The sequence below is a fragment of the Bacillus sp. FAU20 genome, assembly GCF_056033865.1.
In genome coordinates this window covers 121,721-143,430 of the sequence record NZ_JBVYHY010000024.1, presented here as the reverse complement: position 1 = coordinate 143,430, position 21,710 = coordinate 121,721, and the positions used below count along the sequence as shown (strand labels likewise).

The window sequence follows — 21,710 nt, the reverse complement described above, 5'->3', positions numbered from 1 at the left end:
TTATATTAAACAAGAACAAATGTTCTTATTTAAAAGGAGGAATTTTTTATGCTACACGAACCCATTATCGTAAAAAAAGAAGCTTTCCACGCAATCGGCGTTTCGGTTACAACGACTAATGAAAAAGAGGCATCTACTGAAGGAAACATTCCACAACTTTGGAACCGATACTTTCAAGAACAAATGATGCATCACATCCCAAATCAACAAACGAAAGAAACATTTGCTTTCTATTCCAACTACGAGTCAGATGAAACTGGTACATATACATTTACAATCGGTATGCCAGTTTCTTCACTAAAAGACGTTCCTGAAAATATGACAACTTTAACAATACCTACCGCTACATATGCGGTATTTACAACAAGAAAGGGACCAGTTGCTGAAGTCGTTTGTGAAGCTTGGGAATATATTTGGCAATGGTCGAAAGAAAATAAACGTGCCTTCACAACAGACTTTGAGCTTTACGACGAAAGAGCATTAGACCCAAATCAGGCACAACTGGATATTTATATTGCGTTAGCCTAAAAAAAGATGCCCATTCGGCATCTTTTTTTGTCGTTAAATAGCTACTGGGCAAATCCATTATTATTGTCTACAATGAGAAAGTGCAGTATAGAAATATTAGAAACTGTATAAAGTGAAACTATACTCAGCTGTGGGTATCTCCCATTGAGTATTAGCCCTTACCAATTGGGCGTTTACTGGTTTTTTAGTTTAAATTTGTCACATAGAAAGGAAGCAATATGGAGGAACTACAACAAAATAAAACTGCTTTAGAAGGAAGCGGAAAACCGTTATTAAAAAATACGAATTTCCTTTTTCTTTGGGCAGCTACTCTTTTTTCAAGCTTTGCTTTAGCCTTTTTTACTTTTTCACAAACGTGGTACATAGCAAAAACATTAAACCTTGAAGCTTCACTCGGTGTTGTTTTCGTAGCCCTTAGTGTTCCAAGGCTTATTTTTATGATTGTCGGCGGCGCTGTAGCTGATAAATTCCCGAAAAAAAACATTATGTTTTACTCCAATATCATTCGAGCGATTCTTGTCGCAACCATTCTCACATGGTTCATTGTCGGTGATGTAACGCTATATACATTTGCTTTATTCGCTTTATTCTTTGGACTTGCTGATGCTTTCTTCTGGTCAGCAGATGGATCTATCTTACCGGAATTGGTAGAAAAAAGCCGGTTAACACAAGCGAATTCACTTACACAAATGACGAACCAAGCATCGGTCATCTTAGGCCCTGTACTTGGCGGAATTCTCATTAAATTTACGAATTATGAGACAATATTTTCCATTACGATTTTATTACTGATTGTCGCGGCCATACTCGTTCAAAAAATACAATTTACGATGCCAGAACAAAAAGATACAGATAAAGGTATGTTCACTTCCATTAAAGAAGGAATCTTATATGTAAAGGAATCGCCATTCCTTTCAACTTTCCTTATTTGTAGCGCTTTTTTAAACTTATTTTTAATCGGCCCGATGCAAGTTGGTTTCCCGCTTTTTGTTAAAAATGTGCTGCATGGTGATTCGCTCCAGTTTAGTTACTTAGAAGCATCTGTAGGCGGCGGAATGGCAATCGGTGCTGTCATTGTCGGTTTAAGAAATATTAATCGTAGACGCGGTCTATTTTGTATTATCATGATGCTATTGTCTGGTGTCTTCTTCTTAGCCATCAACTTTAGTACCGTACTTTGGCAAGCACTATTAGCCGGCATGTTTTACGGTATTACAATCGCAATGGCTATCGTTCCGCTTATGGCGATGATTCAATCGACAGTAAAAGAAGAAATGATGGGACGCGTAATGAGTTTACTTATGCTATCATCAATGGGCTTTATCCCGCTCTCTTATGCATTCACATCCATTGCACTTGCAATAGGAATTCCAATCGTAACCGTTATGAAAAGTGGTGCAATAGCTGTTATTGTCTTCGTACTATTTGTAGCGATTCGTGTTCCAGTTGTAAGGAAGTTCGATTAGCTAATTAGAGTCATGTATTATACACATGACTCTTTTTTGAATGGATCAAATAGTGTTATTCCCTTACTTCTCCTTAATGCTGCTCCCCATTCTAATCCAACCTCTAAAAATAGATCCCGCACTGTACTATATAAAAGAGCCTTCACATTTTTACGGATTTCTCCGTATTTATAAGCTCTCACAACACTCTTTACTCGCCAAATGAAATTTCCGTACACTTCTTCATCAGCTAATATTTGCTCCAGTAAAACACCTTGTTCTAGTAACCCGCTCTTTTTATATGCAAGCTCGACCTTACTCCAAAATATATTAATTTTCTTCGGATTACTCGTCATCGGCACCAGTGCGTATATAAAAGGCTTCGGTATATCATGACGGCAATACGTCTCATCAAGCTCGTACGTTCCTTTTCTTTTCTCTTTTATTTGTGGAATGTTTTTAGAAAGAATTGTTTCCCCAGCGCTTTTTTGCTCATTTTTACTACAGCCAGTTGCATTATCCTCACTTTTACAAGCGGACATTTTCATACGGTCATCCATGCGGTCAATCGCAGATATAAGAAATACATATAGGTTCGCACTATACCCGCCGCGCTTATGTCTCTCTTTTGTTGCAACACGCTTTATAATTCCTAGTTCCTCTAACTTTGCAATTGACCGGCGTACTGTACGAATACTCTTTCCAACATTCGTCGCAATCGTCTCCATTAATGGACAAGCGACCCCTACTGTTTTTTGTTTCTCATTTACCGCATATTTTCCTAAAAAATGAATGATGGTAGCATCCGTTTTATTTAATTGAAATCGATAATATTTCAAAACTTGCTTTTGATATGTATTAAACTCTTCTTTACTTCGAAATTCACTGTATGGTTTCATTAAGTTATATAAACTTCCCATTTTTATCACCTCACTTATAAATAAGAGGCAGGAAGAGAAATTGGCGTGACATTAAATATTTTTTATTGGAGATGAAAATATGATCGTAATTAGCGCTTGTTTAGGTGGGATTGCTTGCCGGTATGATGGAAATGACAATCTCTTTTCAAAAATAGAGGAGCTTCTGCAACAAGAAGATACAGTCCTCATTTGTCCTGAAGTATTAGGGGGATTACCAACACCTCGTCCCTCAGCCGAAATTATTGGCGGGAATGGCGATGACGTTTTAGACGGAAAAGCAAAGGTAATGACAAAAGATGGTGAAGATGTCACAGCAGCTTTCGTAAACGGTGCTTATAAAGCATTAGAACAAATCAAAAATTTACACCCAGAATATATTATTTTAAAAGAACGCAGTCCATCTTGTGGTAGTTCTACGATTTATACTGGAGAATTTAACGGTAATAAGCAAACTGGTTTCGGAGTGACAACTGCTTTATTTAAAAGACACGGATTTACAGTCATTTCAGAAGAAGAATTTGAAAACAAAAAAAGGAATTGACCCTGTTCGTCAATTCCTTTTTATCTGTCTTATTTCACACTTAGTTTTTCTTTCACTTTCGCTGGAAGCTCGTCTTTTTTCACTTCTTCCCAAGCTGTTACACCTTTTTTATCTGAGTGGTATACGCGTAAGAATGCATCTTTACGTAAGTTTTTTTGAGCTGTGAATTCTAATTCTTTCTCTTTACCATCTTTATCAAAGCTAGTCAGCTTATATTCGTAATCTTTATACGGCTCACCGTTATCAGCTTTACCATTATATTCTTTTCCATCTACTGTAATTTGAACGTAATACTCGTCTTTACCCATACGATTTAAATCACAGCCAACTAATAGGCTTGCAAATACAACTAAAATACTAAAAAGTGCAATATATCTTTTCATTTCCTTCACCTCATGTGTTTTTTCTTATATTCTTATCTTAAAGCCTAAACTTTAAAGAAGAAATTCAAAAACATGACATGAACATTACACTTTTGTAAGATAATAATTATTTCTTCACTTTAGAAATTGTCATTCCATTAAGCTTCTGTATAACGTTTTTGTTTCGCACGCTCATCAGCTACACTACCGCCAATAACGTCTTTCACGCCAATTTCGCCACTTATCACGTAATTTCCTTATACCGTTTATTACGCCTTCTATTATGCCCTCAATTATAATCTCTATTACAAAATATCTTATTAAACTAATAATAGGTTTAATCACGTATCTCCCTATAAATTCAAGAATATCCTCCATCATATTTTCCTCCTTCTTTCAAAAGGAAGCTGCTACTCCTCCGCGTCCTTTTACGTCCAGTTACAATTGCTGCCCTACTGCGGTATATATCAACAAAAATAATACGACAACAACATCCACAATAACGCTATTGAATTTGGAAGAACCTTCGGTAAATACTAATATGTAGTTAACATGGCTAAGAGAATTATTTTTTCACCTATATTCGGAGATGCTCCCAAAAACTTTATAAAATCAAAGACAACTTTACTACAATTCTTCCCGTAACTAATTTATTATCTTGGTAAACCGTTTTCCACTACATCCGTAACAGTTCCATTCGGTTCAAAGATTACACGTAATGATCCTTCTCCACCATAACCAGTATAGTCATATACTGAATATGATTTATATTTCTCAATCACATGTGGCTGTCCAATTGCAGCTTTTACTTGATTCGCGGCCATACCTTTTTTGATTTTCAAATAGTGATTGTAACTTACTGCTACCGAATTGTTATTTACATCTTTATACCACGGTACACGATCGTTTTTTTCTTCATATTCCTTTACAGGCTCTTCACTACGTTTCGTAAATACCTGATTCTCTTTATCTGTATCTGTATCTTTATCTTTATCTTTATTCTTTATAGCAGTACGTTCAATATTTACAACATAACCATATGTATTTAATTCAACCATAATTTCATATGTACCATCCGTATCTTTTTCAGTATAAAATACGCGTTTTTCATGGTTATTATAATGTTTTATGTTCTCACCACCATAGTCAATCGTATTAAGAATATCCGTATACGTCATACCTTCCTCAATCTTTTGAGATTCATCATGAGAAATATAACGCTTTTGTGATGATGGTGCATCCTCATTTTTAATACTTTCACGTTTGCTCGTAGTCATAGGTGTTTTCTTCTGATCTTTTAGTACTTCACCTTCCGCCTTCGCTGGTTGCTTTGCTCCTACTTTTGTTAATACGTCTGTATCGCTAGAACAAGCTCCCAAAATCGATACTGTAATCAACGCCATCCCTACTATAAGTACTTTCTTAAATGACTTCACTCTAATCCCCCCGGTATTTTTAATATCTAGTAATCAACGTATTTTAATTAATACGGAACTATTCAGTTCTATACAATTGGCTATAACCTTCTCCCTTATGCACCTTTTTTGTATAAAGTGAAACTTTAATCAGTGGGGGGGTTCTTCATCCTCACTGATTATTAGTTGAACCAATCGTGCTGCATAAATCTACCTATTAGTAATAACCGATGCATTTACAACTATTTCGAACATAATTCCCAATCATCTTCGTTACAAATATTAACATTAAATATAACTAATAAATAGTATATTTTTGCTAATTATTTACATTTTGTCTACATAATCTTATCTTAAAACGAATAATATGAATCTCGAATTCACAGTGTAAATTATATATACTATATATAATAACATTTAAATTAAAATCTAAAGTAACTTTACATGCATTTTCTGTTTTAACACAAAAAGAAAAGACCTTTCTAACGATTTTATTCTATCGCTAAAAAGGTCTTTCTCTATTTCTGCTAAAAACTTAGCACTCTTCTGGCTTACCAGCATTCGATGCTGTACGGAAAGATGATCCACATCCGCATGATGCGATTGCGTTTGGATTGTCGATTGTGAATCCACCGCCAAGCATAGATTGTTTATAGTCAATTTTTACTCCTTTAACAATTGGAGCACTTTCTGTATCGATAACAAATTCAACACCGAAAAACTCAAGAACTGTGTCGTCTTCTTTTGGTTCTACTTCAAATCCTAAGCCGTAAGAAAGACCGCTACATCCGCCGCCGTGGACAGCAAGGCGCACGTACTTCTCTCCATCTTCAGCATCTTTTAACATATCTTTAATTTGAAAAGCTGCTTGTTCTGTTACTTCAATCATGAAATACACCTTCCTTTCTGTTCTTAGTCCATTATACATCTTTACGCTTCTATCTTGTACTCATACACTCCGCGACAAATTACTTCCGCAGGTCCTTTCATCAACACGCTTCCCTCTTCAGTCCACGCAATCATTAAATCGCCGCCAGCTAAATGAACTGTAATTTCCTTACCACGTTCCATCTTTCCATTCAAAATAGCAGCTACAACTGCAGCACACGCCCCTGTTCCGCAAGCTTGCGTTACACCAGATCCACGTTCCCAAACGCGGAAGTTCATCTCTTCATCATTCAAAATTTCGATAAACTCAACATTTACTCGCTCTGGAAACATTTCATGTGTCTCAAGGACGGGTCCAAGTGTTGTAAGAGGTGCTTTTTCTACATCATCAACAAAAATAATCGCATGCGGATTTCCCATTGAAACAGCTGTAAATGCATAACGATGATTATTATATAAGAAGTTTTCACGAATAAATGGTGTTTCATCTTCACCAAGCATCGGTATTTCTGCACGTGTTAGACGCGGTGCCCCCATATCGATTTTCGCTAATGTAACTTTCCCTTCTTCTACTGTTACTTCCGCCGTTACAATGCCAGCTAACGTTTCAATTGTGAAAACTGTTTCTTCTACTAGTTTATGCTCATACGCATATTTCGCTACGCAGCGTAAACCGTTACCACAGCTCTTTCCTTCAGAACCATCATTATTAAACATACGCATTTTCACCGGAGCTACGTCTGAAGGGCAAATTAAAATCATCCCATCTGCTCCAATACCAGTATTAATATTTGAAACCTTTTCCGCCACAAGGGCTAAATCTTCTTCAGAAATTTGCTCTTCAAACATATTTACATATATATAACTATTGCCAAGACCATGCATTTTTGTAAAAGAAAATTGGCTCATTTATATTCACTCCAAAAATAATTTGTTATGTTAAGTATAAAATGCATGCTTTTAGAACACAATATGAATGTCCCCCGTTTCTCATATTTGACAACGTTTGGCGATGAGCCACTCTTACACAATTTGTGTAAGAAAAAAGCCCTTCTAAAAAGGGCCTTTTTTTATTTATCCCACTATTTTCGATTGGGGAAGGCTAATAATCAGTATTAGCCTTCCCCACGAAATAAAGTTTTATCTAATGAAAAAGGTGCTGCTGATTCGCAACACCTTAAAACATTGGATTTTCATCCAAATACTCATATACATTATTAACAAGCTCTTCTACTGTTGCACCTTGTACAACTTCACCATTTACAAGTGCAAACGGTCCCTCAAAACAAATACCACAATATCCTAAACAACCATACTCCATTACATCTAAATTCGGATCTTTTTCTAATTTTTCTAGAGCTGCTTGCGAACCACTTGCAAGGTTACCTACACAAAATTCAATTAATGGTTTAATCAAAATTCTCCCCCCTGTACTACAAAACAAATTACCTTCTGACTTTATCTATAAGAAGAAAACTAAGCTGTTTCTTGTTGTTTTCGTTACACAGTCTAAACTATTTAGTTACTTCATTACTTCACTTCAAAGTAGATGACTTCTTCTATATAACATGCTACTTCTAATGAAATAGTAACTACAAAGGAAAAACAGTTTACTTTACTTTTCTTCTTATTGTACAACAGAGTATTCATTCATGCATTGTTATTTGTTCACAAATTCGATATAATTTGATTGAGTAAAGTCAAAATATTTTATTAATATAAAATTTTATGATTAGGGGATATTTCAACAGAAAAGGGGTAATCCATCATGAAACACCTCGTAATACTAGGTGGCGGCTACGGTGGAATGAGAATTCTGCAAAGGCTACTTCCAAGCAACCAACTTCCAGATGATGTACAAGTGACATTAATCGACAAAGTACCATACCATTGCTTCAAAACTGAATATTATGCATTAGTTGCGGGTACTATTTCAGAAACGCATATTCGTATACCGTTTCCTGAACACCCACGCCTCAATATTCAATACGGCACAGTAACAAATATTGACCTCGAAGAAAAAGCTGTTCATCTCGATGGCGGCGAAGCGATCCAATATGATGATTTAATTATCGGACTTGGCTGTGAAGATAAATATCATAACGTTCCTGGGGCTAGGGAATATACACATAGTCTACAATCAATTGAACAAACACGTAAGACATATGAACAATTAAATAGTCTAGAACCAAATGCAACAGTAGCTGTCGTTGGTGCTGGCTTAAGTGGTGTTGAAGTAGCAAGTGAACTTCGGGAAAGCCGTTCTGATTTAAAAATCTACTTATTTGATCGAAAAGATAGAATTTTATTCCCATATCCAGAGAAATTAAGTAGATACGTAGAAGAATGGTTTGTAAAGCATAAAGTTAACATTATACGAAACTCTAACATTACAAAAGTAGAACCAAATATTGTGTACAACCACGATGAACCACTTGAATGTGATGCAATCGTCTGGACAGCTGGTATTCAAGCGAATGAAGTTGTTCGAAACCTTCCAGTTGAACAAGATGGTAGCGGACGGGTTGTCTTAACTAAATATCATAATATTCCAAATAACGATCATGTTTACGTTGTAGGAGATTGCGCAGCACTTCCACATGCACCATCTGCCCAACTTGCTGAAGGTCAAGGAGAACAAATTGTCCAAATATTATTAAAACGTTGGAATAATGAAGCACTTCCTGACGAACTACCTGTAATTAAATTAAAAGGTGTTCTCGGTTCTCTCGGTAAGAAGCACGGCTTTGGTTTACTAGCAAACCAACCATTAATGGGACGTGTACCGAGATTATTAAAATCTGGTCTTCTTTGGATGTACAAATATCATAAAGGTTAATACTTTACAGGCTGTCTACTAAGTAGGCAGCCTCTTTTATGAGTTAACATATAATTATCAGACACATCTTTTTCAATATGTATAATGATTTATTTTTCATTTTCATATTAAAAACTATTGATAAAAAGTGTATGCTATTTGTAAGTTGTCTTATTATTTCCTTTAAGACCGAATTCATTCGGTCTTATTTTTTATGTGATAAATACTTTTGTAGGAGGCATTACATTCAACTTATGAACTTATCGAAACTAAACAATCGAATAGAAGCGAAAAAGAAAGAGTTAATCTATCTCGTTGAACAATACGGATTCACTCATGATAAAGTGATTTCTTTCAGCCAAGAATTAGATCGTTTACTTAACTTATTAATAAAACTCAAGATGAAGAAAAAACGTTGTTCGTTATAACCATTTCCCCCTCTTTTTTGATACGATATAACTAGAATCAGAAAGGAGCGATTTATGTTTATATTAAAAGACGTTATATATAAAGATATACTACACATTCCTTATTTACGGATTCAAAAAGAAAAGATTACTTGCATTATCGGTGAAAGCGGAAAAAGTACATTGCTTCGGATGTTAAACGATTTACAATCTCCAACATCCGGTACAATTGAATATAACGGAAAGTTAATTTCTAATTATCCACCTATTCAATTACGTCGTGACGTAGTTATGCTTGGGCAAACTCCACCTATTTTTGATGGAACCGTTAAAGACAACCTATTAATGGGACTTCGTCTTTCTGAAAAACCATTTCCAAATGATGATGCCCTGCGGAGTGCACTAAAAACCATTAGTTTAGACAAGCAATTAGAAGATAGCGCTTCCTCATTATCCGGCGGTGAAAAACAAAGGCTTGCCTTTGCTCGTATTGTACTTATGGATCCACCTGTCTATTTATTAGATGAACCTACTTCAGCATTAGACAGTGATACAGAACGACGCGTAATGAAACAATTTACTGAACTAGCACGAAAAAAGAAAAAAACAGTTATCTTCATCACACACTCGCAACAACTTCCAGAAGAAATTGCAGACGACATTATTGAAATTAGTAAGGCAAACGGTGCAACTAGAAAGGAAGTGCTCTCTGTTGAAGGGCGTTATTGAACTCCAAATTTGGCAACTTGCGGCTGCCTATATTTTCATTCTTATTTTAATCGGGATTGTGAAATTAAAAGGGATACCTCGCGAAAAACAAATCGCGCTCGCAACATTCCGTATGACCATCCAACTCGTACTTGTTGCATATGTCCTTACATACGTATTTGAAAATAGTAATCCATTTTATACAATTGCTCTCATTACTTCTATTACTACCTTTGCAATTTTTAATATTTATAAACGAGTTAGCATCCCAATGTCTAAAGAATTAAAACGAGTAGCCGCCCTTTCCATGGTCGCCGGATCAATTGGGCCACTTCTACTATTTATCTTTGTTATTATCGGTCATGACCCTTGGTATGCTCCGCAATATATCGTCCCTATTACAGGAATGTTAGTTGGGAATGCCATGACTGGTGTTTCTCTCGGTGCAAATACGTTCTTAAACAATATGAAATCGCAAAGAGGTCAAATTGAAGGTGCACTTATGCTGGGCGCAACACCGAAAGAAGCTGCTGCTCCGCTCATACGCGACGCTTTTGACTCTGCCATTTTACCTACAATCAATTCTATGGTCGGAATGGGGATTATAAGCCTACCAGGCATGATGACAGGACAAATCTTATCTGGTGTATCACCGTTCACAGCTATTCAATATCAAATTGCCATCATACTCGGTATTTCTGGAAGTACTGCCTTTGCTGTCATTATCTTTTTACAGCTTGGATATAAAACGTTCTTTAATAAGCGATGTCAGTTGAAAGAGGTTGACTATAGTGCGCGGTAAATGATACTTCTTGCTCGGTAAATCATGCTCTGTTCATCGTAAATGAAATCATATCGACTTACCGAAAAAAAAATGACAATAAAAAAGAGGAGGCTACCCGCCTCCTCTTTTTTATTACGCCTTCTTAACGAATTGTGATTTTAACTTCATAGCTCCGAAACCGTCGATTTTGCAATCAATATCGTGATCGCCATCAACTAGACGGATACTCTTTACTTTCGTACCGATCTTCACAACTGAAGAAGTTCCTTTTACTTTTAAATCTTTAATAACAGTAACAGCATCGCCGTCTTGAAGAACGTTTCCGTTCGCATCTTTTACAACTTTTGCACCATCATTATTTTCAGCTTCTGCTTCTTGGCCCCACTCATGAGCACACTCAGGACATACGAAAAGAACGCCATCCTCATACGTATATTCTGAATTACATTTTGGACAATTTGGTAAAGTAGCCATAAATTCATTTCCTCCGTTCATTATTTATACGTAAAAATCAAAATTGATGTTTACATCTCGATAAATAAAATTTGTATAGCATTTCTTTATAGTGCCATAGTCTCACGTTATTGACAAGCCTACCTCAAATTCTCATTTTTTATTGTATTTTACAAAATTTCAATTTGTATGGTGTTTCCAATAAAAAAAGAAGAACCTTCACAAGGTCCTTCTTTCCAAAATGAACGAGTTTCGCTCTAGAAACTCCAACTATTTTCTTCAATATAAAATTGATACTCTTCTAACTCTTCTTCACTTAACTTCTTATTATTCTCGTATACCTCTTGCCACTCGAAATAATCTTCATCGAAATAAACAGCAAATTTTATTTTCACGTTTTTCTTCTCTGTATAATCATAACCAGTAAACTCTACTACGTCATACTCTTTTTCTTTCTTCACAAACTTCCAAGTTGGGTTATCTGTCATAATTTCTAAAGTAACCCCTTCATCACTTGAACGAACAACGTTTTTAATATTCGGCTCAGTTGGTAAAAAGGACAGCCCGAACGCAGCTAAACCAAACACAATCCCGACTATAATCTGTAAACCAATCATACCAGCTACACTAACGCCGCCCTTTGATTGTAAGAAATACGCCTTCTCATGATCAGACGCATCTTCTCCCTTACGAAAAACACGAACAGCATGCTTATAATATAAACGGTTTCCTTGCCATCCAGTAAATATCATCATTCCTAATTGAAGAGCTAAACTAAATGTTACATAAATCCCATCTGGAATATCTATAAAAGGGGGTATAACTATACTAGGTATAGCCAATAACGCAAATATAATAAATAACTTATACATTTTACGATAAGCTAACCAAAAGGTTGGGAAGAAAAAGGCTACCCAATTCCATGTATTCCCTTGCGCAGGATTTTCTACTTTACCCCACTTAAAATCATAATAAGCTGTATTTTTTTGAACAACTTTATGTAATTCTTGCTGAGAAATTGTTTCTTGTAAAACAGTGTCCTTCACGTACATCATCCTTTTCTTATTTCTATATACATTTATTGTATATGTACAAAATGAAGGAATCTAACAAAAAGTACACATATTTTATAAAAATGAACGGAAATCGAATATATTCCGACAATTATTCATTAATTATTTCATTTTCCTTTTAAATATATTAAAATACTTATGAATGATATGTTTAATACACTAAGTTAAACTTTATATATATTTAATACTAAAAATGTTTCACATGAAACTATCCATATTTCGTATTATTTTGCTATCATTTTCGATTTGCTGCAAACATCAGTCCTATATAAAAAACTAATAGAAGAAGCAATATAACTTCACATTGCATTTCTACTAGTCATTTATCCCATTTTTATATCCTCTCCTACAACTCCCAAGTAATATTCATTTCTTCAAATGAGTCCTTACATACTTCCAGTCCTCCGTCATCATCCGTTCCAATCATCGCTACTTCTTCTTTAGACAACATAATTTCCTCATTTGGATTTTTGATTTTTCTCTCATACACGAGTTGTAAAAGCTCTATTTGCTCTTCTGTCAGCTCATATTCTTCTTCTAATCTTTCCATTGCTGAGTGCAGATTAAGTAGCGGGATTTCTAATAAGGATCCGCCATGCTCTTCTATCTCTTCAAATGAATCAATTGAATATGCACCGCTCTCCTCAATCCAAAATGCTGCTGTAATGAAAGGCACTGTTTCGCCTTCTAATTCTTCTAATACGTATTGAAGAGCTTCTTCTTTCGCAATGTCTATTACTTCCGAAGGTGCCCCTTCAAAATAATTTGCCGCATCAATCCACTCATCAATTCTTTCACTATTCACATCTTGAAGACATACGATCGTATAATCCGGATGAAACGTAATTGTTCCTCTTCCGCCTTGACTATCTTGCATACTATAGTTACATCCATCCCATGAATTCTCATGTGAGAAATCAGGAGCATGTGCTGCAAAAATTGCATCTGCAATCGACTTTAAGATGCAACCTTTCCATAGTTGTTCTTTACTTATATGTAATTTATATTTACTCATCAACTTCCCCCATACACATATTTTTTCTATTATCTTTCCTCTACATAATACTTGTAAAGCCTTTTCTACCTAATACCAAATACGAAAGACGCCCTTTTCAAAAGGCGTCTTTTTACAGTTGAAAATTTACTAATATAAAAAATGCGTTATTTAATAAATGAATCCCCCATGGGACGAGTAAATTATTTGTTTTCTTATACGTATAAGCTAAGCATATACCGCCACCCAAAATATATAAAACGCTCCCTACTGTAAGGGGATGCCCTAAAGTAAATATAGAAGCACTTATAACGGCACTACTAAGTATAGAGAAGCGCTGAGATAATTTCGTGAAAAATATCCCACGAAATAAAAGTTCTTCCCAAATCGGTGCAAAAATCGTGAGTACAACTACGTATAAAATGATTTCATTTTTAGTAGGCTCTATTACTATATTAGGTTCATCCACACGAAGCCCATGTGGTAAAACTAAATTTAATATTGCAAGATATATAAGCAGTACGATCATCGTCATTACTATCGTTACATAATGTTTAAAATTATTGAACTGTATTGATTTTACTAACTGTACACAGTGATTTCTTGCTGGTGAATATATAAAAATAATAGTAAGAAATGTTAAAGGCGGAATAAGATGATCTACATACCATGGATATAAGGAAGAGTCATATATAATGTTTAAAAAACCAATTCCATACATTACTCCAAAAATAATTATTATCATGCTAATTACTTCGCGCATACTCATTACTACATTCTTTTTTTCATATGTAGCTAATTCTGTATTCATCTTATCCCCTCCAGTATAATTAAACCTTTTAAACCACTATATACCATTTCCAACACAAAAACCGACGATACAATTTACTGTATCATCGGTTTTTTCCCTACCATTTCTCTTTACATGTTTCAATTAAATGCAGTAAGTACCTCTTCGTCATATCTGCCCTTCTCCACCTTGAGAGCATTCGCTTTTCTTTTGGATTGTGTCGTATTCGCTCTACTTCTTTTAATAAAAGCTCCCATTCTTCCGATGAACGTTCTGACAAGTATTGCAATCCTCTATCTTTTGAAACGATTGTTTTATGATCTAGTGTATATAAAATACGTCCCATCGTAACGACAGCTGATTCTACCCACTCTTCTATAAAAAATAAATATGGCTTCTTCGCCTTTTCACTCCAGTACTGTTCTACGTTATATTTCATCGTATTTACTACATCACTCCATTGTATTTGCAGCGGAAGATCTTCTGCTTCTTTTCCGGTAACTGTAATGCCTTGATTTTTCAACGTCCACCATGTGACCGCATTAATGTCCCAATGACCAACATTAGCTTTACCATCTGCACAATACACATACTCGTTTATTTCATCATTGTATTTCCCTAAATCAGCAAGCGGAATATACATACCGTCCATTCTTTTACCTAGCGTATTATCACTAAGTTTCTCATGTAGTTCCACAAGCTGCTGTTTTTCAGCTTCATTCACGGAATCATTTATCACTGTAACAAAATCAACATCGCTCGTTTCCTTATGAAATGCGCCTAGTGCGATGGACCCGTAAATATATACGCCGACTATTTTTTCATCTAAAAAAATTTCTTTTAATTCTACTGTGTACTGCTCCATTAACTGTCGTACTTCCGTTGGTAACGCATGCTTCACTCCATTTTTCACATCTATCCCTCCAATAAAAAAGAGCCTTTGCAAATTCGCAAAGGCTTCCTGCTTTATAAATATTTCTCGATTTCTTCGTAAACATCCTTCAAACGAGGATTTCCTTCTCCAACAATTTCTCCATTTACAAGAACGACCGGATAAAATAGATCTTCCTCCACTACGCGCTCAGCGAATGCTCTCTTATCTTCATCTTCTTGTTCTTCTTGAAAATCAATATACTCGAAATTAAATTTATTTTCTTGTCCTTCATATTTACGACCAATCGCCGCTTGTAACCACTCAAACGTTTCTGTTGAAGATGGCATTCCAACGCAGCTCGCACAAATTACTTTCGTCCCATACACTTGCACATTAACCATTTCTTCTCCCCCACTTCTTGTTTCAACAGTATATTCAGATGTCTTATTACATAAGCACATCATTTTACAAACTTATTCCATACCCCTATACTGAAAAAACACGTTGTAAACATGATAAAAAATTTCAACATTAAAACAAGAACAGAAAAAATAGATTTTCCCCTCTATCTTGATTATAATAAAACTGATGAAAGGAGTCGATAAAAATGGAAAACCCACATATGCAAGAACAAGTACTAGAAGTATTAGATAAATTACGTCCATTCTTACTTCGCGATGGCGGAGACGTTGAATTAGTAGACATTGAAGAAGGTATCGTAAAATTACGCCTTATGGGTGCATGCGGAAGCTGCCCAAGTTCTACAATCACACTAAAAGCTGGTATCGAACGCGCATTACTTGAAGAAGTACCAGGCGTTATTGAAGTAGAACAAGTATTTTAATTAAAAGCAGAAGCGGCTCGTTCAGAACAGGAGGTCATTGGAGCTCCTGACGAAGAGGCGCTTTTGGCCTCGCAGGAAGGTGCGAAATGGCCGACTGTTTTAGCCGCTGGAGCTGGATAACTAAAAGCAGAAGCGGCTCGTTCAAAATGTGAGGAGGATGGAGCTTCTGACATAGAGGCGCTTTTGGCCTCGGCGGAAGAAGCGAAGCCACCGAACATTTTAGCCGCTGGAGCTGGATAACTAAAAGCAGAAGCGGCTCGTTCAAAATGTGAGGAGGATGGAGCTTCTGACATAGAGGCGCTTTTGGCCTCGGCGGAAGAAGCGAAGCCACCGAACATTTTAGCCGCTGGAGCTGGATAACTAAAAGCGGAAGCGGCTCGTTCAAAATCGCCTTCTAAAAGGAGACCAAATTTGGTCTCCTTTTTTTATTCAAATTACATTTATCCGTTAACATCATAAAACAAAATTGGAAATCCTTCTCAAAAAATGCGATAATTAATAATATAGAATCGTTCACACATATATAGAAAAAAACATAGGGGGACGACACATGCCAAGAATGGGGAACACTTTTTTAACAATTCAAGAACTAGAAAAGAAAAAAGAGTATTTATTAGACCTTTCATCTGTTATACCAACATGGAATGCGAGCTACCAATTTTTATTTAAAGAAATCCAGCAAGAATTATTGGATAAAGTAAATGAAAAGCTCGAAAAGCATCAATTCGTTTTAAATATATGTACAGATCAGCAGGTAGGGGCATAATGTATTACATAAAATTGTGGTATATAAAAAAGAGACCTCACTCGGTCTCTTTTTTATATTTTTAAGATAACCAATCTAATTTTCTAATCCCAAGCTTATCTACTGGTAAACGAAGTGAGCCATAAAAGTGCTTCATAAATTGCTCTGAGCGGTTCACATCGTGTAAAATGGCTTCTAAGCGATCTCTATATATGCTTTTTTGTTCTTCGTTTCCAGTTTGGTAATATCGTTCGACCGTTTCAAAATAGTGAAGCGGGAACAGGAGCCTTGCAAATAATAAGCGCCAACCAAATGAGGACAGCGAGTAATTCCGTTCATAATCTGTAACAAATTGAACGATTGTTTGATCCCAGTCTTTCTTTTTTTCAATCATCATATAGCGAATCCATTCTGCTATATCTCGAGTTGGGTGATCATACACCCAATCAAAAGGGAGTTTGAGACGCTTCGTTTGATGCCATAATAAAGGTGTAAATCGTTCTTGGCAAATTGTTGCTGCATCAGTCAGTTGGGGCGTATCATCCATCTCTGTATCGACAACATATTGAATTGCATTTTCTGCAACTCCTAAGTAATACGGGAAGGATTCAATAAACAATTGATCGAATACGTCTGTAGGGTGGTTCATCACTTGTGATTGCCAAAACTTTTCTAATTGATCGAGCCTTTTTTCCCATAACGCTTTCCATTCACCAATGCGGCTTAATTGCTCGATCTCTTCTGGAAAAAAAGCACCTCGTTTATGGAATATAGAAAGCTCACTTCCTAATGATGTAGCATGTCGTTCTAATGCACGCATACCTTTTAATAAGCAGTAATTTTGTTCTTCTATCTCACTTACATAGTAGCCGTGTATAGTCGGAACGAAAGTCGCTACAGTTATATCCCCTTGCTGGTTCATATAGTCACTGAGCTTTTTCATCTCTACAAGTACTTCTTCCTCCATGTCTCCAATTGGAACAAGTACATAAATTTTGTTGCGAATCCAAAAGCTTTTATAGGGGCCAAGGGGGATTAATTCTTTAACATGCATGTGATAATGCTCATAAATATGATGAATCATCGCAGTCGCCACCTATGGTTTTTCTTTATATATATGAGCTTGTGCTCGCCTTTCATTCCTATGCACATGATAAAGCAACGAAACGTATACAAATACTAAAAAGAAAAAAAGGTGATAAACATGAAAGAATCAAATCAACTACAAGAAAGAGCATTACAACTATTACAAGAGCGCGGTGTAACAATTGACGATATTGCTGAGCTTGTTCATTTTCTTCAAAAAAAATATCATCCAAATTTAGAGATGTCAGAATGCCGTTACAATGTAGAACGTGTACTATCAAAACGTGAAGTACAAAACGCACTGATTACTGGTATCGAGCTTGATGTCCTTGCTGAAAAGGGAATGCTAAGTGAGCCGTTACAAGATATTGTAAAACGTGATGAAGGCTTATACGGAATTGATGAAGTTATCGCACTTTCTATCGTGAATGTGTATGGCTCTATCGGTTTCACGAACTTTGGATATATTGATAAATTAAAACCTGGTATTTTAGAATACTTAAATGATAAATCAACTGGAAAGGTGCATACATTCCTTGATGATATCGTCGGCGGAATCGCTGCCGCTGCGTCAAGCCGTTTAGCGCACCGAGCTGAGCACTCAGAATAATAATGTTTTCTAGGCCGTCAGTTTCATGCTGACGGCCTTTCGTATTCCATCAGCATAAATTCTCTTCCGCGACTCAAAAAAATAGTCCCTTGTCTAAATCCGATATTTTTATATAACGTAATTGCTCTTGTATTAAATGTCGCTACGCTTAATCGAAACATTTTTGCATTAAACTCTTTCGTGGCGAACGCTATTCCAGCTTGGAAGAATTCTTTCCCCATTCCTTTCCCAGTTAACGCCGGCTTCATGCCAAGTCCGATATCAATCACATCTTCTCCACCATATAAATTAGCATCTCTTCCACCTGGTACTTGTGCATTTGCTCCAAAACAAAAATAACCGATGAACTCTCCTTGACCGTCACAACAGCCATAATACATTCCATCTAATAGCTCTTCCATTACTTCTTTCTCGCCTGAAAAACTATATAAATTATATGGTTCCTCGTACGCCCACGTATTTATCTCCATCGCTTCTTCTTTTGTTAACACATGTATATCCAATCTTCTCACTCCTTATCAAATATTCTATATATTTACTCATTCATTTTTCACATTAAATTTCCCTCTAATTGCAATATGCAGAATTACATACGCACAGCCATTAAACAAGTGGTACAATTTATTTGAATCGCTGTTGCTACACTTCTTGATTAGAGAAAAGGCGTTAACACGGAAATTAGCGTCTTATCAACCTCAAGCAATTGGCACATTTTGTCATCTTAAAAGACACTCCAACGAGTGTCTTTTTTTCTATATCCAACAAGGACTTACTCATTTCAAAGTATAAATACATAAAATAATGTAAATCATTACACGCATGAATCACTTTCTAAAAATTATAAAGTAGATTCAAAATAAAAAAGCACTCTTAACTAGAGTGCTTTTTACTTTCAAGCAAGGAGGCTACATATATGGATAGTACTCTCGTATTTAACTTCGGCATTGGTATTGTCATTATTTTATTTGTCTTTTTTGTACTTTGTATGAGCGGGGTATAAAAAGGCGATTTTCGGGCGTCTTTTTATACATACATATGTATTACTTGACTTCTACAAAAGCAGTAACCATAATAGTTACAGATATACAAATAACTATTCACATATCCACAAATAGGAGGAAGAACAATGAAACATGTAATCGTTTATGCACACCCAAATACAGAAAGCTTCAACCATGCGATTTTAGAAACGGTAAAAAGTAAATTAGAAGAAAAAGGCCATGAAGTACGCGTTCGCGATCTATATGAATTAAACTTCAATCCAGTATTAGGCGCTTCCGATTTCATCTCATTTTCTCAAGGAAACACACCAGCAGATATTAAAGAAGAGCAAGAGCATATCTCTTGGGCTGACAGCATTACATTTATTTATCCAGTTTGGTGGGCGGGACTTCCTGCTATTTTAAAAGGATACGTTGACCGTGTATTTAGCCACGGCTTCGCTTATGCTTACGGTGAAAATGGCATCGAGAAGTTATTAAGCGGTAAAAAAGGGTTATTATTATCTACAATGGGCAATACGAAAGAAGCATACACAGCAGGCGGCATGTTTGATGCAATGAAGAAAACAGCGGATGTTGGTATTTTTGAATTTACAGGCATTGAAACAATTGAGCATACATTCTATACAAGTGTTCCTTCTGTGGATAACAGTGTGCGTAAACAATATCTTGAAGAGGTTAAAGACGTTGTGAATCGTGCTTTTTAATAAAATTAAATCAGCGCAACTCAGATTATATCAGCGATTTTCTAAATATATCGGCGCAACTCAGATTATATCGGCGATTTTTAAAATATATCGACTTACCGACAAAAATCGACACTAGTCACAACTGAATGTTAGCCCACACCAATCGGGCTGCCTGCAAATAGCAGGAATAAAAAAAGCTGTTCCAAAGTTTGGAACAGCTTTCTTCACTACATCTTCTCAATCCACTCCGTCAAGTTATGCACAACTTGCGTTGGTTGTACTTCATATTCTGTTAACTTCTCCACAGTTGTGACTCCAGTGTGGACAAGAAGGGTATGCATACCAGCATTTATTCCTGCTAAAATGTCTGTATCATAGTTATCCCCAACCATTAATGCTTCATTTTTTTCTATGCCAAGCACTTTTAAAGCTTGTTCCATAATGATTGATTCTGGTTTTCCGATAAAGATTGGATCCACACCTGTTGACACTGCTACAACTGATGTTAATGAGCCGTTACCTGGTAACAATCCGCGCTCAGTCGGAATGGCAATGTCTCCATTTGTAGAAATAAACGTTGCGCCGTTACGCACAGCAAGACAAGCTTTTGCTAATTTTTCATATGTGATGTCACGATCTAAACCAACAACAACGAAATCAGGATTTTCATCCACAAGTTCAAATCCTTTTTCCACAAGTGCATCGTGTAAGCCTTCTTCACCAATCATATATACAGTTGCGTCTTGTTTACGTTCATAAATGAAGTTCGCAGTCGCCATACTCGTTGTGAATACTTGCTCTGCTTTCGCTGGAATATCGAAACGAACAAGTTTTTCTGCTACCTGTTCTGGTTTACGAGTTGAGTTATTCGTAACGAATAAATATGGAATGCCGCGCTCTCCTAATGCTTTTACGAAGTCGCTTGCTTCTTCAATTTGTTCTTCTCCGCGATACATCGTACCGTCTAAGTCAATTAAGTACCCTTTATACATCGATTATGTCTCTCCTTCTATGCTAACGTTCTCACCTTATCATACCATTCTTATATTACCCGCTTTTTACAAAGAAAAAAACGCTTTACCTTAAAGCGCCCCATAACGTTCATTTTTTCTCTTTTACTTGGTAAGAACAACTACAATCCCCCTCGCACATGTTTGCTAACGTCTTTACATCTGCCCCTGCAAATAAACGCTTATACATCTCTTTTTCATCTTCACATACTTGCGGAAATCTCTCTGCAATTTCCTTTAACGGACAGTTTTGTTTTTCAATTACGAAAGAGTTCTCTCCGTCTCTCTTAATTTGAACCATATAACCATTTTTCTCTTGCATCGCTGCTATCTCTTGCACTTTATATGCTAAATTCTTTTGATCACTCACTCGCTTTTGTAACTGTTCTTCCATTCGCTTCGTTCTCTCTTTTAAAACATAACGAAGTATTTTTCCATCGCCCATTCGAGCTAAATCTTCTAGCATATCAATCGCAAATTGCTTATACTCTTTCGGGAATGTATCTTCTCCCTTTTCACTTAATCCATACAAATAAGTTGGTCTTCCGACATGTTGCCTTACCATCTTAGAATAAATGAGTCCGTCTTTCTCAAGATTACTTAAATGTCTTCGGATTGCCATTTCTGTAATCTCTAAAACGTCAGCTAGTTCCGCTACCGTGTGCTCTCCCTTTACTTTCAACAATTGTACAATCTCGTCTTTCGTAGTACGTGCTTCCCCCATA

Annotated in this window: 27 protein-coding genes and 2 pseudogenes; 11 read left to right on the top strand and 18 right to left on the bottom strand. The window is 36.1% G+C overall.

Going from position 1 to position 21,710, the window contains the following annotated elements; genetic code table 11:
* The first annotated feature begins 48 nt into the window (after nucleotides 1–48).
* Nucleotides 49–528 carry a GyrI-like domain-containing protein gene (locus AC0OM3_RS21125; protein ID WP_000902161.1) on the top strand — a complete coding sequence of 160 codons (480 nt, stop codon included), beginning with the start codon at nucleotides 49–51 and terminating at the stop codon, nucleotides 526–528.
* A 218-nt stretch (nucleotides 529–746) separates the two neighbouring features.
* Nucleotides 747–1,994 carry an MFS transporter gene (locus AC0OM3_RS21120; protein WP_000391945.1) on the top strand — a complete coding sequence of 416 codons (1,248 nt, stop codon included), beginning with the start codon at nucleotides 747–749 and terminating at the stop codon, nucleotides 1,992–1,994.
* Between the two features lie 17 nt (nucleotides 1,995–2,011).
* Here the strand turns inward: AC0OM3_RS21120 and AC0OM3_RS21115 are convergent, their stop codons facing one another.
* Nucleotides 2,012–2,893 (bottom strand): helix-turn-helix domain-containing protein, encoded by an 882-nt coding sequence (locus AC0OM3_RS21115; protein WP_000535278.1) that lies wholly within the window; start codon nucleotides 2,891–2,893, stop codon nucleotides 2,012–2,014.
* A gap of 79 nt (nucleotides 2,894–2,972) precedes the next feature.
* On the opposite strand from AC0OM3_RS21115, the gene AC0OM3_RS21110 reads away from it, so the two are divergent.
* Nucleotides 2,973–3,434: a 2-thiouracil desulfurase family protein gene (locus AC0OM3_RS21110; protein ID WP_000635464.1), complete on the top strand. Its 462-nt coding sequence runs from the start codon at nucleotides 2,973–2,975 to the stop codon at nucleotides 3,432–3,434.
* Nucleotides 3,435–3,463: 29 nt separating this feature from the next.
* On the opposite strand, the gene AC0OM3_RS21105 is transcribed toward AC0OM3_RS21110, so the two are convergent.
* From AC0OM3_RS21105 to AC0OM3_RS21075, 7 genes and pseudogenes are all read right to left on the bottom strand, one after another.
* The gene (locus AC0OM3_RS21105; protein WP_474212944.1) at nucleotides 3,464–3,817 is read right to left on the bottom strand and encodes a YxeA family protein; all 354 of its coding nucleotides are present in this window, start codon (nucleotides 3,815–3,817) and stop codon (nucleotides 3,464–3,466) included.
* A 143-nt stretch (nucleotides 3,818–3,960) separates the two neighbouring features.
* Nucleotides 3,961–4,029 (bottom strand): annotated as a pseudogene (locus AC0OM3_RS21100) (methyltransferase); the annotation flags it as partial.
* 128 nt (nucleotides 4,030–4,157) lie between these two features.
* A pseudogene (locus tag AC0OM3_RS21095) lies at nucleotides 4,158–4,350 on the bottom strand (hypothetical protein).
* A gap of 99 nt (nucleotides 4,351–4,449) precedes the next feature.
* Nucleotides 4,450–5,232 carry a hypothetical protein gene (locus AC0OM3_RS21090; protein ID WP_474212941.1) on the bottom strand — a complete coding sequence of 261 codons (783 nt, stop codon included), beginning with the start codon at nucleotides 5,230–5,232 and terminating at the stop codon, nucleotides 4,450–4,452.
* 514 nt (nucleotides 5,233–5,746) lie between these two features.
* A complete protein-coding gene (locus AC0OM3_RS21085) occupies nucleotides 5,747–6,100 on the bottom strand; it encodes a HesB/IscA family protein (RefSeq protein WP_000573825.1) in 354 nt (117 codons plus the stop codon).
* Between the two features lie 41 nt (nucleotides 6,101–6,141).
* Nucleotides 6,142–7,008 carry a diaminopimelate epimerase gene (gene dapF, locus AC0OM3_RS21080; protein ID WP_000077413.1) on the bottom strand — a complete coding sequence of 289 codons (867 nt, stop codon included), beginning with the start codon at nucleotides 7,006–7,008 and terminating at the stop codon, nucleotides 6,142–6,144.
* A gap of 268 nt (nucleotides 7,009–7,276) precedes the next feature.
* Entirely contained in the window at nucleotides 7,277–7,516 is a 240-nt protein-coding gene (locus AC0OM3_RS21075; RefSeq protein ID WP_000595026.1) for a YuzB family protein, read from the bottom strand.
* Between the two features lie 351 nt (nucleotides 7,517–7,867).
* On the opposite strand from AC0OM3_RS21075, the gene AC0OM3_RS21070 reads away from it, so the two are divergent.
* The 4 genes from AC0OM3_RS21070 (at nucleotide 7,868) to AC0OM3_RS21055 (ending at nucleotide 10,834) form a co-directional block, all read left to right on the top strand.
* The gene (locus AC0OM3_RS21070; RefSeq protein ID WP_000682076.1) at nucleotides 7,868–8,938 is read left to right on the top strand and encodes an NAD(P)/FAD-dependent oxidoreductase; all 1,071 of its coding nucleotides are present in this window, start codon (nucleotides 7,868–7,870) and stop codon (nucleotides 8,936–8,938) included.
* A gap of 233 nt (nucleotides 8,939–9,171) precedes the next feature.
* Nucleotides 9,172–9,345: an aspartyl-phosphate phosphatase Spo0E family protein gene (locus AC0OM3_RS21065; protein ID WP_001054086.1), complete on the top strand. Its 174-nt coding sequence runs from the start codon at nucleotides 9,172–9,174 to the stop codon at nucleotides 9,343–9,345.
* 54 nt (nucleotides 9,346–9,399) lie between these two features.
* Nucleotides 9,400–10,053 (top strand): ABC transporter ATP-binding protein, encoded by a 654-nt coding sequence (locus tag AC0OM3_RS21060; protein WP_474212936.1) that lies wholly within the window; start codon nucleotides 9,400–9,402, stop codon nucleotides 10,051–10,053.
* Nucleotides 10,037–10,834 carry an ABC transporter permease gene (locus AC0OM3_RS21055; protein ID WP_000679238.1) on the top strand — a complete coding sequence of 266 codons (798 nt, stop codon included), beginning with the start codon at nucleotides 10,037–10,039 and terminating at the stop codon, nucleotides 10,832–10,834. The genes AC0OM3_RS21060 and AC0OM3_RS21055 overlap by 17 nt, the downstream gene beginning before the upstream one ends.
* Nucleotides 10,835–10,948: 114 nt before the next feature.
* Here the strand turns inward: AC0OM3_RS21055 and phnA are convergent, their stop codons facing one another.
* From phnA to AC0OM3_RS21025, 6 genes are all read right to left on the bottom strand, one after another.
* Nucleotides 10,949–11,290 carry an alkylphosphonate utilization operon protein PhnA gene (gene phnA, locus AC0OM3_RS21050; RefSeq protein ID WP_000212737.1) on the bottom strand — a complete coding sequence of 114 codons (342 nt, stop codon included), beginning with the start codon at nucleotides 11,288–11,290 and terminating at the stop codon, nucleotides 10,949–10,951.
* Nucleotides 11,291–11,526: 236 nt separating this feature from the next.
* Nucleotides 11,527–12,324, bottom strand: a complete 798-nt coding sequence (locus AC0OM3_RS21045) for a DUF2628 domain-containing protein (RefSeq protein WP_003303348.1) — start codon at nucleotides 12,322–12,324, stop codon at nucleotides 11,527–11,529.
* Between the two features lie 364 nt (nucleotides 12,325–12,688).
* Nucleotides 12,689–13,357, bottom strand: a complete 669-nt coding sequence (locus AC0OM3_RS21040) for a hypothetical protein (RefSeq protein ID WP_000049715.1) — start codon at nucleotides 13,355–13,357, stop codon at nucleotides 12,689–12,691.
* 112 nt (nucleotides 13,358–13,469) lie between these two features.
* Nucleotides 13,470–14,147: a CPBP family intramembrane glutamic endopeptidase gene (locus AC0OM3_RS21035; RefSeq protein WP_046945270.1), complete on the bottom strand. Its 678-nt coding sequence runs from the start codon at nucleotides 14,145–14,147 to the stop codon at nucleotides 13,470–13,472.
* A 97-nt stretch (nucleotides 14,148–14,244) separates the two neighbouring features.
* Nucleotides 14,245–15,039 carry a nucleotidyltransferase domain-containing protein gene (locus AC0OM3_RS21030; RefSeq protein ID WP_000788490.1) on the bottom strand — a complete coding sequence of 265 codons (795 nt, stop codon included), beginning with the start codon at nucleotides 15,037–15,039 and terminating at the stop codon, nucleotides 14,245–14,247.
* A 53-nt stretch (nucleotides 15,040–15,092) separates the two neighbouring features.
* On the bottom strand, nucleotides 15,093–15,401 hold the full coding sequence (locus tag AC0OM3_RS21025; protein WP_000248593.1) for a YuzD family protein: 309 nt from the start codon (nucleotides 15,399–15,401) through the stop codon (nucleotides 15,093–15,095).
* Nucleotides 15,402–15,607: 206 nt separating this feature from the next.
* Between AC0OM3_RS21025 and AC0OM3_RS21020 the strand changes: the two genes are divergently transcribed.
* Nucleotides 15,608–15,844: a NifU family protein gene (locus AC0OM3_RS21020; protein ID WP_000431159.1), complete on the top strand. Its 237-nt coding sequence runs from the start codon at nucleotides 15,608–15,610 to the stop codon at nucleotides 15,842–15,844.
* A gap of 550 nt (nucleotides 15,845–16,394) precedes the next feature.
* Nucleotides 16,395–16,610: a hypothetical protein gene (locus tag AC0OM3_RS21015; RefSeq protein ID WP_001137786.1), complete on the top strand. Its 216-nt coding sequence runs from the start codon at nucleotides 16,395–16,397 to the stop codon at nucleotides 16,608–16,610.
* 61 nt (nucleotides 16,611–16,671) lie between these two features.
* On the opposite strand, the gene yutH is transcribed toward AC0OM3_RS21015, so the two are convergent.
* The gene (gene yutH, locus AC0OM3_RS21010) at nucleotides 16,672–17,673 is read right to left on the bottom strand and encodes a spore coat putative kinase YutH (protein ID WP_000581259.1); all 1,002 of its coding nucleotides are present in this window, start codon (nucleotides 17,671–17,673) and stop codon (nucleotides 16,672–16,674) included.
* A 120-nt stretch (nucleotides 17,674–17,793) separates the two neighbouring features.
* Between yutH and AC0OM3_RS21005 the strand changes: the two genes are divergently transcribed.
* Nucleotides 17,794–18,285, top strand: coding sequence for a phosphatidylglycerophosphatase A family protein (locus AC0OM3_RS21005; protein WP_000665103.1), 492 nt, complete (start codon nucleotides 17,794–17,796; stop codon nucleotides 18,283–18,285).
* A 23-nt stretch (nucleotides 18,286–18,308) separates the two neighbouring features.
* On the opposite strand, the gene AC0OM3_RS21000 is transcribed toward AC0OM3_RS21005, so the two are convergent.
* Nucleotides 18,309–18,788, bottom strand: coding sequence for a GNAT family N-acetyltransferase (locus AC0OM3_RS21000; RefSeq protein ID WP_000351219.1), 480 nt, complete (start codon nucleotides 18,786–18,788; stop codon nucleotides 18,309–18,311).
* Between the two features lie 623 nt (nucleotides 18,789–19,411).
* Here AC0OM3_RS21000 and AC0OM3_RS20995 point away from each other — a divergent pair.
* Nucleotides 19,412–19,993, top strand: coding sequence for an NAD(P)H-dependent oxidoreductase (locus tag AC0OM3_RS20995; RefSeq protein WP_000683454.1), 582 nt, complete (start codon nucleotides 19,412–19,414; stop codon nucleotides 19,991–19,993).
* Nucleotides 19,994–20,202: 209 nt separating this feature from the next.
* On the opposite strand, the gene AC0OM3_RS20990 is transcribed toward AC0OM3_RS20995, so the two are convergent.
* Nucleotides 20,203–20,967 (bottom strand): TIGR01457 family HAD-type hydrolase, encoded by a 765-nt coding sequence (locus AC0OM3_RS20990; RefSeq protein WP_000276467.1) that lies wholly within the window; start codon nucleotides 20,965–20,967, stop codon nucleotides 20,203–20,205.
* Nucleotides 20,968–21,076: 109 nt separating this feature from the next.
* Complete coding sequence (locus AC0OM3_RS20985) at nucleotides 21,077–21,709, bottom strand: helix-turn-helix transcriptional regulator (RefSeq protein ID WP_474212928.1); 633 nt, start codon at nucleotides 21,707–21,709, stop codon at nucleotides 21,077–21,079.
* Nucleotide 21,710 lies beyond the last annotated feature (1 nt).

Coding starts and splice junctions, on each gene's coding strand:
- phnA (WP_000212737.1), bottom strand. CDS start 11,290: ATGGCTACTTTACCAAATTGTCCAAAATGTAATTCAGAATATACGTAT.
- AC0OM3_RS21035 (WP_046945270.1), bottom strand. CDS start 14,147: ATGAATACAGAATTAGCTACATATGAAAAAAAGAATGTAGTAATGAGT.
- AC0OM3_RS21020 (WP_000431159.1), top strand. CDS start 15,608: ATGGAAAACCCACATATGCAAGAACAAGTACTAGAAGTATTAGATAAA.
- AC0OM3_RS20985 (WP_474212928.1), bottom strand. CDS start 21,709: ATGGGGGAAGCACGTACTACGAAAGACGAGATTGTACAATTGTTGAAA.
- AC0OM3_RS21065 (WP_001054086.1), top strand. CDS start 9,172: ATGAACTTATCGAAACTAAACAATCGAATAGAAGCGAAAAAGAAAGAG.
- AC0OM3_RS21015 (WP_001137786.1), top strand. CDS start 16,395: ATGCCAAGAATGGGGAACACTTTTTTAACAATTCAAGAACTAGAAAAG.
- AC0OM3_RS21040 (WP_000049715.1), bottom strand. CDS start 13,357: ATGAGTAAATATAAATTACATATAAGTAAAGAACAACTATGGAAAGGT.
- yutH (WP_000581259.1), bottom strand. CDS start 17,673: ATGATTCATCATATTTATGAGCATTATCACATGCATGTTAAAGAATTA.
- AC0OM3_RS21105 (WP_474212944.1), bottom strand. CDS start 3,817: ATGAAAAGATATATTGCACTTTTTAGTATTTTAGTTGTATTTGCAAGC.
- AC0OM3_RS21120 (WP_000391945.1), top strand. CDS start 747: ATGGAGGAACTACAACAAAATAAAACTGCTTTAGAAGGAAGCGGAAAA.
- AC0OM3_RS21115 (WP_000535278.1), bottom strand. CDS start 2,893: ATGGGAAGTTTATATAACTTAATGAAACCATACAGTGAATTTCGAAGT.
- AC0OM3_RS21045 (WP_003303348.1), bottom strand. CDS start 12,324: ATGATGTACGTGAAGGACACTGTTTTACAAGAAACAATTTCTCAGCAA.
- AC0OM3_RS21025 (WP_000248593.1), bottom strand. CDS start 15,401: ATGGTTAATGTGCAAGTGTATGGGACGAAAGTAATTTGTGCGAGCTGC.
- AC0OM3_RS21060 (WP_474212936.1), top strand. CDS start 9,400: ATGTTTATATTAAAAGACGTTATATATAAAGATATACTACACATTCCT.
- AC0OM3_RS20995 (WP_000683454.1), top strand. CDS start 19,412: ATGAAACATGTAATCGTTTATGCACACCCAAATACAGAAAGCTTCAAC.
- AC0OM3_RS21110 (WP_000635464.1), top strand. CDS start 2,973: ATGATCGTAATTAGCGCTTGTTTAGGTGGGATTGCTTGCCGGTATGAT.
- AC0OM3_RS21070 (WP_000682076.1), top strand. CDS start 7,868: ATGAAACACCTCGTAATACTAGGTGGCGGCTACGGTGGAATGAGAATT.
- AC0OM3_RS20990 (WP_000276467.1), bottom strand. CDS start 20,967: ATGTATAAAGGGTACTTAATTGACTTAGACGGTACGATGTATCGCGGA.
- AC0OM3_RS21085 (WP_000573825.1), bottom strand. CDS start 6,100: ATGATTGAAGTAACAGAACAAGCAGCTTTTCAAATTAAAGATATGTTA.
- dapF (WP_000077413.1), bottom strand. CDS start 7,008: ATGAGCCAATTTTCTTTTACAAAAATGCATGGTCTTGGCAATAGTTAT.
- AC0OM3_RS21125 (WP_000902161.1), top strand. CDS start 49: ATGCTACACGAACCCATTATCGTAAAAAAAGAAGCTTTCCACGCAATC.
- AC0OM3_RS21005 (WP_000665103.1), top strand. CDS start 17,794: ATGAAAGAATCAAATCAACTACAAGAAAGAGCATTACAACTATTACAA.